Here is a 17837-nt window from a genome sequence, read left to right as displayed (position 1 = left end):
GCCTAAACCAGATTGTTCCGCACCGCATAGGCAATCGCCTCGGAGCGGGTTTTCGTCGCCGTCTTGCGCATCACGCTGGTGATGTAGTTGTTGATGGTATTGCGCGAGATACCGAGAATGACGGCAATCTCGTCGCTGGTCTTGCCCTCCGCGATCCAGAACAGGCATTCGAGCTCGCGTTCCGTCAGTTCGAAATCCCGCTCGGAGCGGACATCCCTGCTCTCCGCGAAGCTCGCTCCGTAGGCCGCCAGCAATCCGATCTCACGCAGGCGCTCCTGGGACAGGATGGCTCCTTCGAGGAACAGCAGCATCAGGGAAAAGCGCGTGCGCCCGACGCAGAAGGTAAGAGAACAATATCGCCTGCCGAGTTCATGCGGAACCTGCGCATCTTCCGGCAGCACCGAGAAGGTCGGCGTCAGCAGGGAAAGGCATTTTTCCAGCTCGGTCGAGCGGGAGTAACCGCTCGCAAGTTCCGATCCGAGCCTGCGAACGAGATCGAAGGGCCAGTTGGAGGTGACGATGAAATCGAGGCCCTGTTCCTGAATGAGGTCGTATCTGGCGAGCAGGAAGTGTGAGGCCCCGACATAATCGGCCAGGATGCGCATGACGGCCTGGATGTTGTTGGCGCCCGCGGCAACAGTGATCCGCCGGGCCAGCTGTTCGCGCGACAAGGCCTTGGTGTCCGTGGGCTCCAAATGTCGCCCCTCCGATGCCGTGTCTGCCCCCAACAACCCCATTCCTATCTGTATCGCCTTGCAGGGACGCATGTCCCGGCAAGTTCACCTCCAACAAAATACTCGCTGCCGCATTCCCGCAGGCCCACCATCATGGTTCGGCGCGTCTCATTAAATCGAGAGCATTGTAGGAAACGTCCGGGGAATCGCCATTGGAGCTTCCGCCGTTTCCTGTGGCCTGGACGACAGCGTCTACTGATACGCCTGTCGTGGACCGAATGTACACATGCATTAAAAGGCATGGGCCGGATTTTGTCCGGCCCATGCTGATCATTTTTTTGTGAAGGCTGCTCAGGCCGCTTCGTCGACCGCCCATTTGCGGAGAATCTTGGCGGCGCGCTCCTCGCTGATCTCCACCATGCGGGAGAGACGCCGTTCCGGACCTTCCTTGAGGCGGCGGTTGAAGCCGCCCTCGTCGCCTCCGCCCAGAAGATCGTCGGAGCTGTCGAACCCGAAGTCCGCGCCGAAACCTTCCATGAGTCCCGGGCTGCCGCCGGCCGGAGAGAAGTCGGGCAGTTCCAGGCCGGCTGCGTCCGCCGTCGTCTCCGCTGCAACGCCGGTGCCGGTGACGCTGCGCACCAGCGGACGGATGCCGAGCCAGACCACGAGAAAGGCGACCGCGACGAAGGCAAGCGAGTTGACGATGGTGCCGAGATTGCGGCTGAGCGATTCCATGACGCCGGGGCCGCCCGCAGCTTCATCCAGAAGCTGGGTCTCGAGAAAGTCCATTGCCGTCAGCGTAACAACGTCGCCGCGCTCCGGGTTCAGACCGGAGGCCGAGGTCACGATCTTCTGCATCTCGGCGAGATAGGCATCGATCTTGGCCTGGTCCGCGGGCTCGCCGACCATCTTGGCGATCCGGCCACGATTGACCACAACCGCCACCGAGAGCTTCTCGATCTGGTAGCTGTTACGCGTGGTCGCGACCGTCTTCGAGTTGATCTCGTAATTGGTCTGCTCTTCGCGCTTGTTCGACTGGTCGGAGGATTGGGGACCGGCGGCTCCGCCCGGCTCGGGCGCGGCCTGGGGCACGTTCTGCTCGACGGTCGTCGCGGAATCGTTCTGGGACTGCTGCGAGCGCTGCTCTTCGCGGGTGACCCGCACCGAACGCTCGACCCGCGATTCCGGATCGAAGACCGTCTCCTGGATCTGCTGGCTGTCGGTGTTGAGCTGGGCCGTCACGCTGGAGCGGAAATTGTCCATTCCGAGGAAGGGCGCAAGCGCCTTGTCGATGTTCGACTCGACTTCCTGCTGGACGGTCTGGACGATGTTCAGGGACCGGTTGAGTTCGTTGTTACCGTATTCGTCGCCGGCGGCCAGCAACTGGCCCGTGGAATCGAGAATGGTGACGTCATCGACATCGAGACCAGGCACGGCGGAGGCCACCAGATGCCGGATCGCTGCCGCGGCCTTCCGGCCGGCCGACGTGCTCGCACGGATCATGACGGAGGCGGTCGGCTTCTGCTCCCCGCGCCGGAAGTTGCCGACATCCGGCATGACGATGTGGACGCGGGCGGCGGACACGCCGTTGATCTGCTGGACCGAGCGGCCGATCTCCCCTTCGAGCGCCCGCACCCGGGTGACTTCCTGCATGAAGGAGGTAAGACCGAGCGAACCGACATTGTCGAAGAGTTCGTAACCGGCATTGGCGCTGTTCGGCAGGCCGCGCTCGGCGAGCAGAAGGCGCGCCTTGCTCGTGCTGCCGACCGGCACCCGGATACTCGTCCCGTCCGGGCCGACCTCGAATGGCAGGCTGGCTTCGGCAAGCGCCATGCTCACCTGGTTCAGGTCGGTGGTTTCCAACCCCACATACAAGGTCTCATAGGCGGGTTTGTTCACGAAAATCGCCGCCGCGAGCACGATCGCGATCGACAGCACGCCGACACCGGCCAACGCAATGAGCCGCGTCTGGCCGAGACCCGCCAGATTCTTGAAAACAGGTGAAAATTGAGCCAACAGATTCATTCTGTCCCACATCGCAAACAAGGAAATAGAGCCTTTTCCAGGCTCACCCTAGGAAGCGAAGCTTGTGCGAGCGTTTCGGACGAGTGCGCTCGACGCTCATGGGACGGTGAAAAGTGGCGGGTGATTTATAGCCAGCCGTGCAAGAAGGCCCGCAATCAGAAGAAATCGAAATCGCCGGCTGCCTTGCCGAGCGGCTGGGAATGACCGTGACGGAGCCCGTTCGCCAGCGCCTTGCGCATGTCGGCAAGCTTGACGAGGCTGAGCGCGGTGGACACGTCTACGGTCCACTGGTCCGGAATGGTAGCGGTGATGGTGTCGATGAATTCGGCGAGCCCCCGCGTCTTCTGGACGGCGAGATCGATGCCTTGCAGTACCTTGATGCTCTCCGGCGACTGGAGGACGTCGGGTCCGCCAAGCTCGAGCAGCTGCGGCTCGACGCGCTCGATGAGATAGGCGACGTCGTGGAGTTCGGAAACCAGCCGCATCAGGACCTCAGGAAGGGATTCCTCGGTAGAGGCGGCGTGTGTGACGACTTCGTTCATGGTTTCCTCGCCGGAAAAGGCATTGCTTAGAGCGTTTCAGGGCTAAAAGAATTCGATGGAGCTTTCGGCGGGCTTGGGCGCGCGCACCGGGCGCTGCTCCATGGCCACGGTCTTCTGCGTTTCGGCGCCGGTGAGCGGATACTGGCGCGCCCTGCCGCTGACCGGCCAGTATTCGAGCTTGCGGCCGTGCTCGCCCCCGGTGGACGAGCCGACCACCGGAATGCCCTCGTCCTTGAGGAACTGCATGGCGAAGGCCGCGTTCTGCTCACCGACGTTCGAAAAGCTCGCAATGGTCTTCGCGCCGCCGAAGATCTTCGCCTCCAGCCTGTCGCGTCGGGCTCCCCGCTTCAGGAGACCGTTGATCAGCAGTTCCATCAGATGCACGCCATAGCGCGTCGCATCCCCGCCGGAGGCTGCCGCGCCTCCGGAGCCGGGGAGCAGGAAATGGTTCATGCCGCCGACACCGGCGACCGGATCGCGAAGACAGGCAGCCACGCATGAGCCCAATATCGTCGCCAGGACGACGTTCGGGTCGTTTTCGACCTTGTACTCGCCCTGGATGATGTGGACACGCCTGGCCGCGGCGGCGTCTGTCATTTCAGCGCTCCGAACACGGCCTCGATGGCTGCCTTCATCTTCTCGATGGTGAACGGCTTGGCGAGAACGTTGTTGGCGCCGAGCTGGGCGGCCTTCTGCACGAGTGCGCGGTCGCCCTGAGCGGTCAGAATGATGAACGCGGCCTTCTTCGTGTTCGGATTGCTGCGGACGGCCTGCAGGAAGCCGATGCCGTCCATCTTCGGCATGTTGAAATCCGAGATGACTAGGTGATGCGGCTGTTCGGCCATGATCTTCATGCCCTGCTCGCCATCGCCGGCGGCGGTGATCTGCTTGAAACCGAGCTGGGTCAGAGCGTCGCTGAGCAGCAGGCGGCTGGTCACCTGATCATCGACGATCAGGACTTTGATTTTTTCCGCGAGAGACATTTATTCGGTACCTTCCTTCCGGGCGGCAGTTAATTTCAAAACTTCTTCTCCGATGGAGCCCAGCGGCAATTGCTGCTCGACGGCTCCCATCTCGTAGGCAACCCTCGGCATGCCGTAGACCACACAGGTTTTTTCGTTCTGCCCGATGGTGCGCGCGCCTGCGCTGCGCATCCGGAGCAGTCCGGCCGCTCCATCGCGGCCCATGCCCGTCAGGATCACCCCGACGGCGCTGCGGCCGGCGAGTTCCGCGACCGAATCGAACAGGACATCCACCGACGGCCTGTGGCCGTTGACCGGTTCCCGCTCGACAAGGCGGCAGCTCGGGGCCGACGGATTGACCACCTGGAGATGCCGGTCGCCACCTGGCGCTATATAGACCTTGCCGATCTCCAGCCGCGCGCCATCGGTCGCTTCCTGCACCACGGGAGCGCAGATACGATTAAGCCGCTCCGCAAAACTTTTGGTAAACGTGGGCGGCATATGTTGAGTGATCATGGTGGGCGGGCAGTTCTTCGGGAACTTCTGCAGCACCGTGATCAGTGCTTCCACGCCCCCGGTCGATGAGCCGATCGCCACGATCTTGCGGCCGACCCTGTAGTCGGCAGCCGGCGTGACGGCGGGAGCGGAAACCGGACTGCGGCCGCGGCGCTGCGAGCGGGCCGCCGCCTTTACCTTCTCTGCGAGATCGACGAACGGCCGGACATCGCCCGGAACCGGCTTGCCGACGCAGTCGAAAGCGCCGATCTCGAGTGCCGCGAGCGTCGCGTCCGCGCCCCTATGGGTCAGCGTCGAAACCATGATGACCGGCATGGGGCGCAGCCGCATGATCTTTTCGAGGAAATCGAGGCCGTTCATGTTCGGCATTTCGATATCCAGCGTCACCACGTCGGGATCGAGCCGCTTGATCGCTTCGCGCGCTTCGAGCGCATCGCCGGCTTGGCCGATCACGTTGACTTCCGGATCGGAATTCAGCACGGCCGTGATCAGCCCGCGCATGGTGGGGGAATCGTCGACGACGAGAACGCGTGCAGGGGCGCTCATGCCTTCCTCCCCACGTTCTTGCCGATATGGCGGTAGGTGGTGATACCCGTGTTGTCGAAGAGATGCTTGGCGTCTCCCGAGACGCGCTCGGAATGGCCGATATAGAGGTGGCCGCCTTCCGGAAGGAGTGCTGCGAAGCGCGACCAGATCTTCATCTGCGTCGGCTCGTCGAAATAGATAACGACGTTGCGGCAGAAGATGACGTCGAAATTTCCCTTGAACGGCCATTGGGCCATCAGGTTCAGCTCGTTGAAGGTGATGAGCTTCTTGACCCGGTCATCGACCTGGAACTTGCGGCGGCCGCCCGCCTCCACCTCGCGAAACCATTGCTTGCGCATGGGCGGCGAGACCGTCTCCAGCGCGCCCTCGTCATAGATGCCGGCCTTTGCAGCCGCGAGAATCTTCGGGTCGATATCGGTCGCCAGGATGCGGAAGTCGTAATCGGCCGCGTTCGGCAGCATGGAAAGAACCGTCAGCGCGATCGAATAGGGCTCCTGCCCGTCCGAGCAGGCCGCCGACCAGATGCGGACGCGGCCGCCGTTCTTCGCACGGGCAATGAGCCCCGGCAGTACGTGATCACGCAGGTGCTCGAAATGGTGGTTCTCCCGGAAGAAACGGGTGAAATTGGTCGTCAGATGCGAGAGCATCTCGCGCCGGGCGACCGCGCCTTCCGGCGAGGCGACGAGCGCGCAATATTCCCGGAAACCCTTGAGGCCGAGCGCGCGGATATGCTTCGACAGCCGCGAATAGACCAGCGAGGCCTTGGATTCGTTCAGATAGATTCCGGCATCGGAATAGATCATCGCCGCGATTTCGGAGAGATCGCGGCGCGTCAGCGGATATTCTCCGTTCGCCATGATCTCATCGGGATGCTGCCGGCTTTCGGCAAGGCCCAGGGACGTCATGCGGCTTCGCTTTCCTTCTCGGGGAAGAGCGCATCCAGCTCGATCATGCAGATCATCCGCTTTTCGATGGCGAGAATGCCCCGCGCATACTGTTTCTCGATATCGGAGGAGATTTCCGGCACCGGCTGCATGTTCTCGTCTGTAACCGTCAGGATGTCGGAAACGGCCTCAACCAGCAGGCCCACCACCCGGCTCTTCACCTGCGCCACGATGATGACGTGGCGGGGAGAGGGCTCGGTCGGCTTCATTCCGAGCCGGGCCGACAGATCGACGATCGGCAGCACCGCGCCGCGCAGGTTGATGATGCCCAGCACATAGGCAGGCGCATGCGGCATGGGGGTTGCGGGCGTCCACCCGCGGATTTCCCGGACCGACATGATGTTCACGCAGAACTCCTGCTCGCCGATGCGAAAGGCGATGAGTTCGCGGCTTCCCTGGGTCAGATTCTTCACGGCGTACGACATGGATTATCCCGCGGCTGCAAGAGGCATTTCAGGCTTCAGCGCCAATTCCGGTTTAAGGGCCTGGCCGCGCGAGGCCGCAACGACCGCATCGACATCCAGGATGAGGGCGACGCGACCATCGCCGAGAATGGTGGCGGCCGCGATGCCCGGCACATGGGTGTAGTTCGCTTCGAGCGACTTGATGACCACCTGGCGCTGACCCTGGATGGCATCCACCATCAGGGCGCGCTGGCCGCCGCCCTCCGATTCCACCAGCAGCGCGACGCCCTCGACCGGGTTCGCCTGGATGGCGCGGAAGTTCAGGATACGGCCGACATCGACCAGCGGGCAGAAGGAATTGCGGATCGAAATCAGCCGGTGGTTCGCGCCGAAGGAATGGATGGCGGAGGCTTCCGGCTGCAGCGTTTCCACGATCGCCGTCAACGGCACCACCAGCGTCTGGCCCGCGACCGTCACGACCATGCCGTCGAGCACGGCGAGCGTCAGCGGCAGGCTCATGGTGAAGGTGGAGCCGTGTCCCGGCCTGGACGAGATCGAAATGCGGCCGCCGAGCGCCTGGATCGAGCGCTTGACCACGTCCATGCCGACGCCGCGGCCGGAAATGTCGGAAATCTTGTCGGCGGTCGAGAAGCCCGGCATGAAGATCAGGTTGTCGATCTCGTCGTCGGTGAGGTTCGCATCCGCCGCGATCAGGTCGTTGTCGATCGCCTTCTGGCGCACGCGTTCGCGGTTGATGCCGGCACCGTCGTCCTGCAGCTCGATGAGAATGCGGCCCGAACGATGCTTCGCGGTGAGCTTGATCGTGCCTTCCGGGGACTTGCCGGCGGCCTCGCGCTTCTCAGGCGTCTCGATACCGTGGTCTACGGCATTGCGGATCATGTGCGTGAGCGGCTCGGCCAGCTTGTCGATGACCGTCTTGTCAACTTCCGTGTTCTCGCCCTCGGTCACCAGGCGGATCGACTTGCCCACCATGTCGGCCACTTCGCGGACGATGCGTGACATGCGCTGGAAGACGGGCTTCACCGGCTGGGCGCGGATCGCCATGACCGAATCCTGGATCTCGCGGGTGAGCTGCTGCAGCTCCTCGAGACCCATGTTGATGGAGGAGGTGCCGGTCGCATCATTCTCGATGACGCTCTGGGAAAGCATCGCCTGGTTGATGACGAGCTCGCCCACCAGGTTGATGAGCCGGTCCACACGGTCAAGATCGACGCGGATCGTCTGGCCGGCGCTGGAAGCGGCGGCCGTGTTCTGCGCGGCAATCGCGGGTGCGGCGGCGGCCGCCGACGCTTCCTGCCGCTCGGCCACGCGCGCCGCGACGCTCGCAAGCCGCGTGACGTTCGTGGCGGTCTCGGCAGCCGCGAGAGTAGCAGCGACGATTCCGGAGGCCGAGGGCTCCTCGCTTTCCTCTTCCGAGGTGGGCGTCTCGTCCAGGATCGAGAGATCGAAGGGAACCGGCACCATCGGCTGCTCTTCGTCCGGACGAGCCGGTTCGGCGAGCTTCACCTCGAGATCGCAATCCCATTCGGCGAATTCGAAGACCGTCCGGATATCCTCCTCGCCCCTGGTCGTCTTCAGCGAAATCTTCCAGGCGAAATAGGCCTCCTCCGGGTCCATCTGGTCCAGGGCAGGCAGCGCGTCCGTATCGCAATGGATGCTCATCTCGCCCAGGCGGGAAAGGTCGCGCAGGAGAAGTGCCGCCTCATTGCCCTTCGAATAGAGCTCGCGGCGAGGCTTGAAGACGATCTCATAGGCGGAGCCTTCGAGCGTCACCTCGTCCTCTTCGTCAAACCCGTCGAAGGAGAACGGAATGGGCTGGAAGCCGCTTTCATCGGTCGGCTGCGGAGCGGCCTCGGCCGGCTTTGCAGCGGCCGCCTCGGTATGAACGGAAGGGGCCGGCAGCTCACCATTGGCAAGCGCCTCGAGTTCCTTCACCAGGCCACGGCTGCGCGCGGCGTCGACGCTGCCTCCATCGCGCGAGGCTGTCACGAGATCGGCCAGCACGTCGGCCGATTTCAGCATCACCTTCAGCACGTCGGGTGTCGGCTCCAGGCGGTTGGAGCGGACGCAATCCAGCGTCGTCTCGAAGACATGCGCGAAGGAGACGAGGTCATCGAGCCCGAAGGCGCCAGCACCTCCCTTGATGGAATGAACGGCGCGAAAAACGGCATTCACCGTCTCGGGGTCGCGATCCCCGTCGTTCAGCTTGAGAAGACCGGATTCCAGTTCAGCGAGCTGCTCTTCGCATTCCTGAAAGAAGATCTCTTTGATTTCGTTCATGTCCATCGGAGGAAATCCCGGTTCAGGCAGTTACACGCTCGATCGCATCGATCAGTTTCGCGGGGTCGAAGGGCTTGACGATCCAGCCGGTCGCACCGGCCTGGCGCGCCCGGTTCTTCTTTTCCTGGTCGCTTTCGGTGGTCAGCACGAGGATCGGCACCGCGCGGTACTTCTCGTTGCGGCGCACGCCCTCGATGAAACCGAAGCCATCCAGCCTCGGCATGTTGATGTCGGTCACGATGACGTCGGGGTTGGCGCCTTCGAGAACCTCGAGGCCTTCCACGCCATCCTCGGCCTGAATGGTCTCGAAGCCGGCATTGTTCAGCGTCACCAGAAGCATGTTCCGGATCGTCCGCGAGTCATCCACGGTCAGCACTTTCTTCTTCATGCTCAAATCTCCTTAGCAACCAATTGCTTGGCATCGATGCCGATGAGCCGCGCCGTCTTGTCGAAGGCATCCGAGGCACTCTCGACCAGGAAAGACTTTCCATCCGCCGCCCAGGCCCTGGCCGCGGCGACAAGCACCTGCGCGCATTGCACGCCGGCGCGTTCCACGTCCGAAGCGTCGATGACGACGTCGCTTCCGCGCATGGACATCAGCTTGCCGTGCAGCACGGAAGCCTCGTTCAGGTCCAGTATCGGGGAAAGCTTCAAGCTCCCCGGTGCAGGCTTATTGCTCGCCATCAGCTCATTCCCTGTCGCTTGTGCATTTCGAACTCGTCCTCGCCGAAACGCGCGCCGGCCGAGGAGCCGATTGCAACGAGGGACGGCGAGGCTTTCATGGCCGGCGGCCGAGGCGCATCCGACTGGTAGCGGGTCTGTCTTTCGATGCGGAACTCGCGGATCGTGCGGCCGAGCTCGACGATCACGCTGTGCAGCTCGTCGGCGCCCCCTCCCGCGCGGGAAGCGATGCCGGCATTCGCGGCGACACCCTCACCGATCACGCCGATTTCGGCGCTCACCCGGTCCAGACCGGCGGCCTGCTCTCCGCTTTCGCGGGCGATGCCGGCGATGGCATCGTTGATTTCGGAAACCTGCCGGACGATACCGCCGATGGCATCCTGCGTGCGGTGGACCATTTCCACGCCCGCATCGACCTGCGTCTTGGTGCCGTTGACCAGCGACTTGATCTCGCGGGCGGCTTCCGCCGAGCGCTGCGCGAGCGCGCGCACTTCCTGGGCGACGACGGCAAAGCCGCGGCCGCTTTCGCCCGCGCGGGCAGCCTCGATGCCGGCGTTCAACGCCAGGAGATTGGTCTGGAAAGCGATCTCGTCGATGGAACCGATGATCTGGCCGATCTTTTCCGCGGAGGCTTCGATATCCGCCATGGCGTTGATCGCGCGTCCCACCACTTCACCGCTTTGTTCGACGGAGCGGCGCGTCGCCGCGGCCGCTTTTTCCGCCGCCGCGGTTTCGGCAGCGCTTTCCCTCACCTTGCCGGTGATCGCCGTGAGCTGGCGCGCTGCCTCCTCAAGGCGATCTGCGTGCTCGACGGAAGCGGCGGCGAAGGTGCGCGCATCCCGGCCCAGCGTTTCGGAAAGGCCTGCCGCCTCCCTCCCCTGCGTTTCCGCCCGCTCGACGGAGGTGCGCATGGTCTCCACGGCCTGGCCAAGAAGCGCTGCAAGTTCGCCATAGGCTTCCGGGACATCCATCGGAGCGGTTACCGTAAGGTCCCGCTCGGCAAGCGAGGCGGCCACGCCCGAGAAGAGCTGCACCACTTCCACCTGGTCGGCCTCGCGCTGCTCGGCAAGCGCGCGCTGATGCTTCTGGCGCTGTTCGTTGAAACGCAGCGAAACGGCGATCTCGACATCCACCATCACCAGGCGAATGACGGCGCTGACCAGTTCCATGATCTCGCGCTCTCGGCGGCGCGCCGCCGGCAGCATCGCCTTTCCGCCGATCTCGGAAAGCGCGCCGGAAATCAGATGTTCGAGCACCACGGCATGACCCGCCACATGCCAGCGCGGATCGAGCCCCATGCGGCTTTCCGTATCGGAAAGCATCTTCACGCGCTCGGCATAGAGCGCGTCGAAGCGCGCGTCGGTCAGCACGCTCCAATGGGAGGCCTGGAGATCGTGGAGCCGGTCGACCTGGTTCTCGCTCTGGAAATTGCGGGCCGCTTCCGGGGAAGACTGGTAACGCTGGAAAAGGTCGCGAAGCCCGGCCTTCAGATGCGGTTCCAGCATCGGGCGGAAGCGCCGCAGGAGATCGCAGAACTCGCCGTCGAGGCCGGCAAAAGCCAGCCGCTCGCCCAGGCTGCCCGCCTGCGCCCGCCGCGCCTGATCCAATGGCGTTTCCTGCCCCAAAATCCATCCCCAAAATCATGGGCCTACCTCCCCTGGAGGATCGGCGAGAAAGAGCCCCTGCCAGCCAGGCACGAGGAATGCGGGGTGCCCCGCGCGGTCCGACGCCTCGCGTCGGCGGCGCGACGACCGCAGTCTTTTGCTGGATTGTCATGAGCGGATACCGGATCGAAACCGGTACGGCAGTGCGGCTTCATGCCTGAGGGAGACGGCAGTCGCCCCATTTCGCCGTGGTCCCCAATTTGTATGGTTAATTCCTTGCTCGAAGGTTAATGGAGCGTCCGCCGGCAGCGGCTTTTGCTCCGTAATCGCACGGACGGGAGCACCGAGGCGTCAGGCCTTCTTCCGTTTCGCCTCTAAGGCGAACCGCTTGCTCACATGCACGGAACCGGCAAGGCCGAAGCGCCAGGGCAGATCGACCGCCTGGCTGATGCCGATCCGCCTGCCGGTGACGACCAGCGGCGCTTCTTCCGCCGGCCTGAAGCGGAACGGCGGCTTAAAGAGGGAAAGCCCATCGTGCCCCCCGGTGATGCCGAGCGCCTGGCAGACCCGCCCCGGACCGGCTGAGAGCAGAAGCGGATCGGAACGGCCCCGGCGCGCTTCCATCGCGGCAATCCCCCAGACCGGCTCCAGGGCGCGGATGAGGACCGCGCTGCCCGGACGGCAGACGAGGTTCACGCACCAGTGGATGCCGTAGGAGCGATAGACATAGACATGGCCCGCCGGCCCGAACATGGTGCGGTTGCGGGGCGTCGGCCCGCGAAAACTGTGGGAAGCCGGATCGTCCGGCTCATAGGCCTCGGTCTCGACGATAATGCCGCCGGCGCCATCGAATTCGAGTTCGGCCCCAATCAGGTCGCGCGCCACCTCGACGGCGCTCCGCTCGAAGAACCCGCCCTGCCGCGATGCTTTAGCCTTGTCGCTCATGGCCATGACTTACGGGAAGACCAGAGAGCCGGCAAGTTCTGTAGAGCCTACCGAGCAGGCCATGGGCCCGACGCATTCCGCCGCTATGATTGCCCCATGGAGAAGAAGAACGGCATTCCCGTCCTCCTCGGCATCGTGCTCGGGGTCGCGATCGGCGCGGCGATGGACAATATCGGCATGGGAATAGGCATCGGCCTTGCGCTCGCGATCGCCATGCGGCTCGCGTGGCAGGGTAAGGGGGATGGGTAGCTTTGCGGCCGGATCGCGCGACCACGAAGCGCCCCCGCACTTAACCAGAGATGATCGGCGAGAAGATCGATCCACTTCGGACTGCGCCTCTAGCGGCGCAGGTTGCGGGCCGCGATCAGCAAGCATATCTGCCTGGTTTTAATTGTCTTCCTTTCGGACAATTTCGTCATCTCATTTACTTCGGCCCGAGAGCAGAGAAGACATTCGCGGCGCTAGCCACCAAAGCCCAAAGCGACAGGAAACCCATCCCCATAGCAAAGACTCGGGTAGCACCCACAACATCGCGCTTCTGTGAGTCGCGGCTAGGGAAGTAGTCTGTGCGGTGAACCATTCGCGGGTCCGCCCAATCGTGGTATATATTCGCGGCGGCTTGAAAATTGATCCATGCGGCAAAACCCGCTGTCAGAACGAAGACAATGCCGGCGACATTCCATTTCGCGGCCTGAAGCAACGCAATCAGCAAGTCGGGCCGAGTAGGGTCCTTGAGTAGGTTTATCGCGTAGATCGCGCCGCCATGCACGGCCAACCCTGATGCAAGAAGCCACTTCCCATAATCGATGTTAGCTTTGAACATCATCTCACGAGCCGATTTGAAAAACTCGTATTTCTCACGAGTATAATACTGCCACCGCTCGCGACGGTCGGGATCAGTCCATTTTGCGACAAAGACGGAGTTATCGGGATCTTCTGAATCGGTCGATGTTAATTTGCGATGCTCAGTCATGCGAATGCACTCGCCAAAACTATGCACCCGAGCAAAAAGAATAAGATCGAAAGGCCGACTGTGATTATGCCGGCAAGCATGAGCCCATCCGAAATCCTTAAGTGTCCGCCTTTCTTATCGGCTTCGCGTTCGCTCTTATCCACGTACCGCGTCGAAAGGAATGCGAGAACCCAAGTTGCGGCTGCGAGTGCAGTCCCGAGCGCCCATATTTGCAGACCGCCAGAGACGGATGATGCGAGACCGTTAGCTTTTAGGTCGGCAGCCTGGCTCAGAAGCGCCACCGCTGCGCCGCCATTGAGCAGAAAGGCTCCTTTAATGCCCTGCTGGGCGTACTCCTGTGAGATTTCGCGATAATCTGCCATACTGCTCCCGCTCCGCATGTTACTTAGGGTTGCCGAGTGTGGCGAGAAACCGAGGAAAATCAAGGGGAGCAAAGCGCGCCACAGCGCAATGCGAAAAAACCCATTGCTGGGTTGGAAATCTTCCTAGCATTTGACTGGAAAAATGGTGCCCGGAGGCGGATTTGAACCACCGACACGCGGATTTTCAATCCGCTGCTCTACCAACTGAGCTATCCGGGCATCGAGGCTTGAAAAGCCTTCCGGCAAGGCCGGCGGGGGTAGTCTCCCCCGGAAGCGAGCGGGGTTATAGCATCTTGCTCGCCCTTGTCCAGCACCGAAACCGACTTTTTTGACAGGTTTGCAAAAATCGCGAATTCGCCAGCAAAATCAGCCGTCGCGCCGCTCGTCGTCGGAGGGTTCGGCCTTGGTCTCGTCTTCCGCCACGGGAATGGCATAGGAGCCCTTCAGCCAGCGCGAAAGATCGAGCGTGCGGCAGCGGTCGGAGCAGAAAGGATAGTGGTCGCGCGCCGAAGGCTTGCCGCATTCCGGGCAGGGCCTGGTCTTGCGAAGCGGCTCCACCTTGCCGCCTGTCTTGATCGGTTGTGCCATGGTTAGGACCTTATTTATCCTTCCGGCCAGCCCGCCGCCACGTCGAAGCCTTCACCGGCCAGCAGCGCCATCACTTCGTAAAGCGGCAGCCCGACGACGTTCGTATAGGAACCCACGAGCTTCTGAACGAAGGAGCCGGCGATCCCCTGGATCGCATAGGCTCCCGCCTTGCCGCGCCATTGTCCAGACGCGATATAGTTCTCGATCTCGCCGCTGGAAAGCCTTTTGAAGCGAACCTTGGTCTGCACGACCTTCTGGCGGAACTTGCCGCCGGGGGTGACCAGGCAGATGCCGGTATAGACCCAGTGGCCGCGCCCGGAGAGGAGATGCAGCGCTGCGTGCGCCTCGTCGGTATATTCGGTCTTCTCGAGAATACGCCGGCCGACCGCGACTACCGTATCGGCGGACAGGACATAGCTGTGACGCCAGGCCGGATCGTCCCGCAACGCGGCGAGCGCCGCTTCCGCCTTCTCGGTCGAGAGGCGGCGAGCGAGCGAGCGCGGATGCTCGGACCGCTTCGGCGTCTCGTCGATATCCATCGGCATCAGCTTTGCCGGCTTGATGCCCGCCTGATTGAGAAGGTCGAGGCGGCGCGGCGAACCGGAGGCCAGGATAAGCTTTTGTTCCAGCGCCATGAGGAGGCCTTGCCGCTAGCCGGGCTTACTTGAAGCGGTAGGTGATGCGGCCCTTGGTCAGGTCGTAGGGCGTCATCTCGACCAGGACCTTGTCGCCGGCGAGAACGCGGATGCGGTTCTTGCGCATGCGGCCGGCGGTATGTGCGATAATCTCATGTTCGTTTTCGAGCTTCACGCGGAACGTCGCATTGGGCAGCAGTTCCGTCACGACGCCCGGGAATTCGAGGACTTCTTCTTTAGCCATCTAAGGGTTTTCTTCCTATGGTTGGTTTTCGGGCGGGGTCATCGAGACCGCCGCCCGTAAATTTGCGCGGAAACTACACAATCATGTCCGCTTTGTGAACTCGCATATTTGCGATTCCGTTCAGGCCGTCTCCGCGGGGTGCCGATGCCCTCCGCCAAGCCGCTCGTCCACCAGGCGCCAGAGGTGGTCGCGCACCTCCCGGTAGGCATCCAGCATCTGTTCGCGGCTGCCTGTTGCCGCCGTCGGGTCCATGGTCGGCCAGTAGACGACATCGACCGCGCTGGAGCGCGTCAGCTCCAGCGCCGCATGATGGGCTTCCGGGGTCAGCGTCACGATGAGATCGAAGAAATCGTCCTCGAGCTCTTCCAGCGTCTGCGGGTGATGACGGCCGAGCGAAAGGCCGATCTCCTCCAGCACGACATCCACGAAAGCGTCGCGCTCGCCGGATCTCACGCCTGCGGAACGAACATAGATATCGGGTGGCAGGATCCGTTTTGCAATGACCTCCGCCATCGGCGAACGAATGACGTTCCAGCCGCACAGGAAGAGGATGGCGCCCGGCCTGCCGCTGTTCGCTTGCGAGGCGGGAAACTCCTCCACGGCCGCTACCCCCGCCAATAGAGCACGCAGACCAGCGTGAACAGCCGCCGCGCCGTGTCGAAATCGATGCGGATCTTGCCGTCGAGCCGGTCCATCAGCGTCCGGGAACCTTCGTTGTGGATGCCGCGCCGGCCCATGTCGATCGCCTCGATGCGGCTCGGGGTGGCCGAGCGGATCGCCTCGTAATAGCTCTCGCAGATCATGAAGTAGTCCTTGATGATCCGCCGGAAGGGCGTGAGCGACAGGATATGGGTGGCGACGTCCTCATCCGCCTGCGTGGTGATGCCGAACATCAGCTTGGAATCCACCAGCGAAAGCCTCAGCCGGTAGGGCCCGCCGGAATGGCCGATCGGCTCGAAGGAGTTTTCCTCGACGAGGTCGAAGATGGCAACCGCCCGCTCATGCTCGACATCGGGGGTCGAACGCCCGATGGAATCGTCCAGAACGACCTCGCAGAGACGGAAGTCCGGCCGGCCCATCCGTCAACTCCCATCGTTCAGCCGGATCGCCACCGAGCGCGCATGGGCATCGAGCCCTTCGGAATGAGCGAGCGTGATCGCCGCGGGTGCAAGTTCGCGGAGCTGGTCGGGGCCCAGCCGCAGGATGGAAGTGCGCTTGACGAAATCGAGCACCGAAAGCCCGGAGGAGAACCGGGCCGAGCGCGCCGTCGGCAGCACGTGGTTCGAGCCGCCCACATAATCGCCGATGACCTCGGGCGTATGCCGGCCGATGAAGATCGCGCCTGCGTTTCGGATGCCCGGCATCAGCGCATCGGGATCGGCAACCGCGAGCTCCAGGTGCTCGGCCGCGATACGGTTTGCGAGCGGCAGAGCGGCCGAAAGTTCCGGCACGAGGATGACGGCACCGAAATCCCGCCAGCTTGCCGATGCCGTTTCAGACCGCGAAAGCGTCTTCAACTGCCGCTCGACCGCGGCTTCCACGGATTTGCCGAACGCCGCGTCATCGGTCATGAGGATCGACTGCGCGCCGGCATCGTGCTCGGCCTGGGCGAGCAGATCGGCGGCGATCCAGTCCGGATCGTTTTCCTTGTCCGCTATCACCAGCACTTCGGAGGGCCCGGCGATCATGTCGATCCCGACCGTGCCGAAGACCTGCCGCTTGGCGGCCGCGACATAGGCATTGCCCGGCCCGACGATCTTGGCGACCGGAGCGATGGTCTCCGTGCCATAGGCAAGGGCTGCGACCGCCTGCGCGCCGCCGATGCGGTAGATTTCGCTCACCCCGGCAATCCGGGCCGCCGCAAGCACGGCGGGATTGATGCGCCCGCCGCCGGCCGGCACGACCATGACGACGCGCGGCACGCCGGCGACGCTCGCCGGCACGGCGTTCATCAGCACCGAGCTCGGATAGCTCGCCGTGCCGCCCGGCACGTAGAGACCGACCGCCTCGATCGCCGTCCAGCGGGAGCCGAGCCCCACGCCGATCGCGTCCTCGTAGATATCGTCCTTCGGCATCTGCCGGGCATGGTGCTTCTCGATACGCGCAGCGGCGAACTTCAGGGCGTCGAGCACCTTCGGGTCCGTCTCGGCCACAGCGGCATCGATTTCCGCATCGCTGACGCGAATGCCGGCATTGCCGAGGTCTATGCCTTCGAAACGGGCGGAATAATCGATGAGGGCCTGGTCGCCGCGCGCCCGCACATCATCGATGATGGCCCGCACCACGGCGTTCACATCTTCCGAAACCTCACGCTTCGTCGAAAGAAAAGCGGAAAACCGCGCCTCGAAGTCTTCCGCTGCCTGCTCCAGCCAGATCGCCAAGGAGATAATCCTTCCAGTTCGAAAACCTTGATGCCGGCCGGATCCTTACGGGTGACGCGGCCTCGAGGCCGTTTCCCATGCGCCGCCGATATCTGCAAGCGCTACTTCGAGACATTCGACATCGAGCGCTATCGTGGCGGTGCCGGCGAGGATCAGTTCCACCGTGCCTTCCGGCCCTTCGCCCTTCTGGACGAAGCGGATGGCGAGAAGGGAGAGCACCTCCTCCTTCTTCTTGGGGTCGATGCCGGTCGAGCGCACGGCCTCCACGCGCTTGAAGACGAGCGCGCCGCGCCGCCGCTCATAGGTCTTGCGCCGGCCCCCGGCGTTTTCCCAGACGAAGCGGTTGGCCTCGAACGAGAACGACCGGCTTGCGGGCGACCAATGCACGTCGCCCACTTTGAAGACACTATCCTGCATATGGGCGGAAATGATCTCCAGGTCGTCCTTGTCCAGGGCCAGCAGCTTCAGCTCGGTCATCGTTTCGCTTTCCAGTGATGGCGCGTGTCCCGC

General features: G+C 63.1%; 23 protein-coding genes and 1 tRNA gene. 1 reads left to right on the top strand and 23 read right to left on the bottom strand.

The genetic code is table 11. The features are described from left to right. Positions 1-2: 2 nt before the first annotated feature. From YH62_RS11140 to YH62_RS11080, 13 genes are all read right to left on the bottom strand, one after another. On the bottom strand, positions 3-737 hold the full coding sequence (locus YH62_RS11140; protein ID WP_052760388.1) for a helix-turn-helix transcriptional regulator: 735 nt from the start codon (positions 735-737) through the stop codon (positions 3-5). A 288-nt stretch (positions 738-1025) separates the two neighbouring features. Then, positions 1026-2699 (bottom strand): flagellar basal-body MS-ring/collar protein FliF, encoded by a 1674-nt coding sequence (gene fliF, locus YH62_RS11135; RefSeq protein WP_046794228.1) that lies wholly within the window; start codon positions 2697-2699, stop codon positions 1026-1028. A gap of 155 nt (positions 2700-2854) precedes the next feature. Then, positions 2855-3241 carry a hypothetical protein gene (locus YH62_RS11130; protein ID WP_046794227.1) on the bottom strand — a complete coding sequence of 129 codons (387 nt, stop codon included), beginning with the start codon at positions 3239-3241 and terminating at the stop codon, positions 2855-2857. A gap of 42 nt (positions 3242-3283) precedes the next feature. Beyond that, entirely contained in the window at positions 3284-3838 is a 555-nt protein-coding gene (gene cheD / locus YH62_RS11125; RefSeq protein ID WP_046794226.1) for a chemoreceptor glutamine deamidase CheD, read from the bottom strand. Beyond that, entirely contained in the window at positions 3835-4224 is a 390-nt protein-coding gene (locus tag YH62_RS11120; protein ID WP_037158816.1) for a response regulator, read from the bottom strand. The genes cheD and YH62_RS11120 overlap by 4 nt, the downstream gene beginning before the upstream one ends. Then, positions 4225-5265, bottom strand: coding sequence for a protein-glutamate O-methylesterase CheB (gene cheB / locus YH62_RS11115; protein ID WP_046794225.1), 1041 nt, complete (start codon positions 5263-5265; stop codon positions 4225-4227). It lies immediately after the preceding gene. Continuing rightward, positions 5262-6170 (bottom strand): protein-glutamate O-methyltransferase CheR, encoded by a 909-nt coding sequence (cheR, locus tag YH62_RS11110; protein ID WP_046794224.1) that lies wholly within the window; start codon positions 6168-6170, stop codon positions 5262-5264. Before cheR ends, cheB begins: the two co-directional genes overlap by 4 nt. Continuing rightward, on the bottom strand, positions 6167-6634 hold the full coding sequence (locus YH62_RS11105; protein ID WP_046794223.1) for a chemotaxis protein CheW: 468 nt from the start codon (positions 6632-6634) through the stop codon (positions 6167-6169). The genes cheR and YH62_RS11105 overlap by 4 nt, the downstream gene beginning before the upstream one ends. 3 nt (positions 6635-6637) lie before the next feature. Next, positions 6638-8920, bottom strand: a complete 2283-nt coding sequence (locus YH62_RS11100; RefSeq protein ID WP_046794222.1) for a chemotaxis protein CheA — start codon at positions 8918-8920, stop codon at positions 6638-6640. A 16-nt stretch (positions 8921-8936) separates the two neighbouring features. Then, entirely contained in the window at positions 8937-9302 is a 366-nt protein-coding gene (cheY1, locus tag YH62_RS11095) for a chemotaxis response regulator CheY1 (RefSeq protein ID WP_046794221.1), read from the bottom strand. Between the two features lie 2 nt (positions 9303-9304). Continuing rightward, entirely contained in the window at positions 9305-9598 is a 294-nt protein-coding gene (locus YH62_RS11090; protein ID WP_046794220.1) for an STAS domain-containing protein, read from the bottom strand. After that, positions 9598-11220, bottom strand: a complete 1623-nt coding sequence (locus YH62_RS11085; protein WP_046794219.1) for a globin-coupled sensor protein — start codon at positions 11218-11220, stop codon at positions 9598-9600. The genes YH62_RS11090 and YH62_RS11085 overlap by 1 nt, the downstream gene beginning before the upstream one ends. Positions 11221-11550: 330 nt before the next feature. Further along, positions 11551-12144, bottom strand: coding sequence for a DNA-3-methyladenine glycosylase (locus YH62_RS11080; RefSeq protein ID WP_046794361.1), 594 nt, complete (start codon positions 12142-12144; stop codon positions 11551-11553). 96 nt (positions 12145-12240) lie between these two features. On the opposite strand from YH62_RS11080, the gene YH62_RS30480 reads away from it, so the two are divergent. Continuing rightward, a complete protein-coding gene (locus YH62_RS30480; protein WP_170986305.1) occupies positions 12241-12393 on the top strand; it encodes a hypothetical protein in 153 nt (50 codons plus the stop codon). A gap of 175 nt (positions 12394-12568) precedes the next feature. On the opposite strand, the gene YH62_RS11075 is transcribed toward YH62_RS30480, so the two are convergent. The 10 genes from YH62_RS11075 to YH62_RS11030 form a co-directional block, all read right to left on the bottom strand. Next, entirely contained in the window at positions 12569-13117 is a 549-nt protein-coding gene (locus tag YH62_RS11075) for a hypothetical protein (protein ID WP_046794218.1), read from the bottom strand. Continuing rightward, a complete protein-coding gene (locus YH62_RS11070; protein WP_046794217.1) occupies positions 13114-13479 on the bottom strand; it encodes a hypothetical protein in 366 nt (121 codons plus the stop codon). Before YH62_RS11070 ends, YH62_RS11075 begins: the two co-directional genes overlap by 4 nt. 143 nt (positions 13480-13622) lie before the next feature. After that, positions 13623-13698, bottom strand: a tRNA-Phe gene (locus YH62_RS11065). A 147-nt stretch (positions 13699-13845) separates the two neighbouring features. Continuing rightward, on the bottom strand, positions 13846-14067 hold the full coding sequence (yacG, locus tag YH62_RS11060) for a DNA gyrase inhibitor YacG (protein WP_046794216.1): 222 nt from the start codon (positions 14065-14067) through the stop codon (positions 13846-13848). 14 nt (positions 14068-14081) lie between these two features. Further along, positions 14082-14702: a Maf-like protein gene (locus YH62_RS11055; protein WP_046794215.1), complete on the bottom strand. Its 621-nt coding sequence runs from the start codon at positions 14700-14702 to the stop codon at positions 14082-14084. A 25-nt stretch (positions 14703-14727) separates the two neighbouring features. After that, positions 14728-14946: a translation initiation factor IF-1 gene (gene infA / locus YH62_RS11050; RefSeq protein ID WP_004435948.1), complete on the bottom strand. Its 219-nt coding sequence runs from the start codon at positions 14944-14946 to the stop codon at positions 14728-14730. A 120-nt stretch (positions 14947-15066) separates the two neighbouring features. Then, positions 15067-15546, bottom strand: coding sequence for a low molecular weight phosphatase family protein (locus YH62_RS11045; protein ID WP_046794214.1), 480 nt, complete (start codon positions 15544-15546; stop codon positions 15067-15069). Between the two features lie 5 nt (positions 15547-15551). Beyond that, complete coding sequence (locus YH62_RS11040; RefSeq protein WP_046794213.1) at positions 15552-16025, bottom strand: UPF0262 family protein; 474 nt, start codon at positions 16023-16025, stop codon at positions 15552-15554. A 3-nt stretch (positions 16026-16028) separates the two neighbouring features. Next, positions 16029-17327 carry a histidinol dehydrogenase gene (hisD, locus tag YH62_RS11035; RefSeq protein ID WP_046794212.1) on the bottom strand — a complete coding sequence of 433 codons (1299 nt, stop codon included), beginning with the start codon at positions 17325-17327 and terminating at the stop codon, positions 16029-16031. A 45-nt stretch (positions 17328-17372) separates the two neighbouring features. Then, a complete protein-coding gene (locus tag YH62_RS11030; RefSeq protein WP_046794211.1) occupies positions 17373-17804 on the bottom strand; it encodes a DUF2948 family protein in 432 nt (143 codons plus the stop codon). Positions 17805-17837: the final 33 nt, after the last annotated feature.

Source organism: Rhizobium sp. LC145, from assembly GCF_001005825.1.
Lineage (GTDB): Bacteria > Pseudomonadota > Alphaproteobacteria > Rhizobiales > Rhizobiaceae > Neorhizobium.
This window is presented reverse-complemented; position numbering and strand designations above follow the sequence as displayed.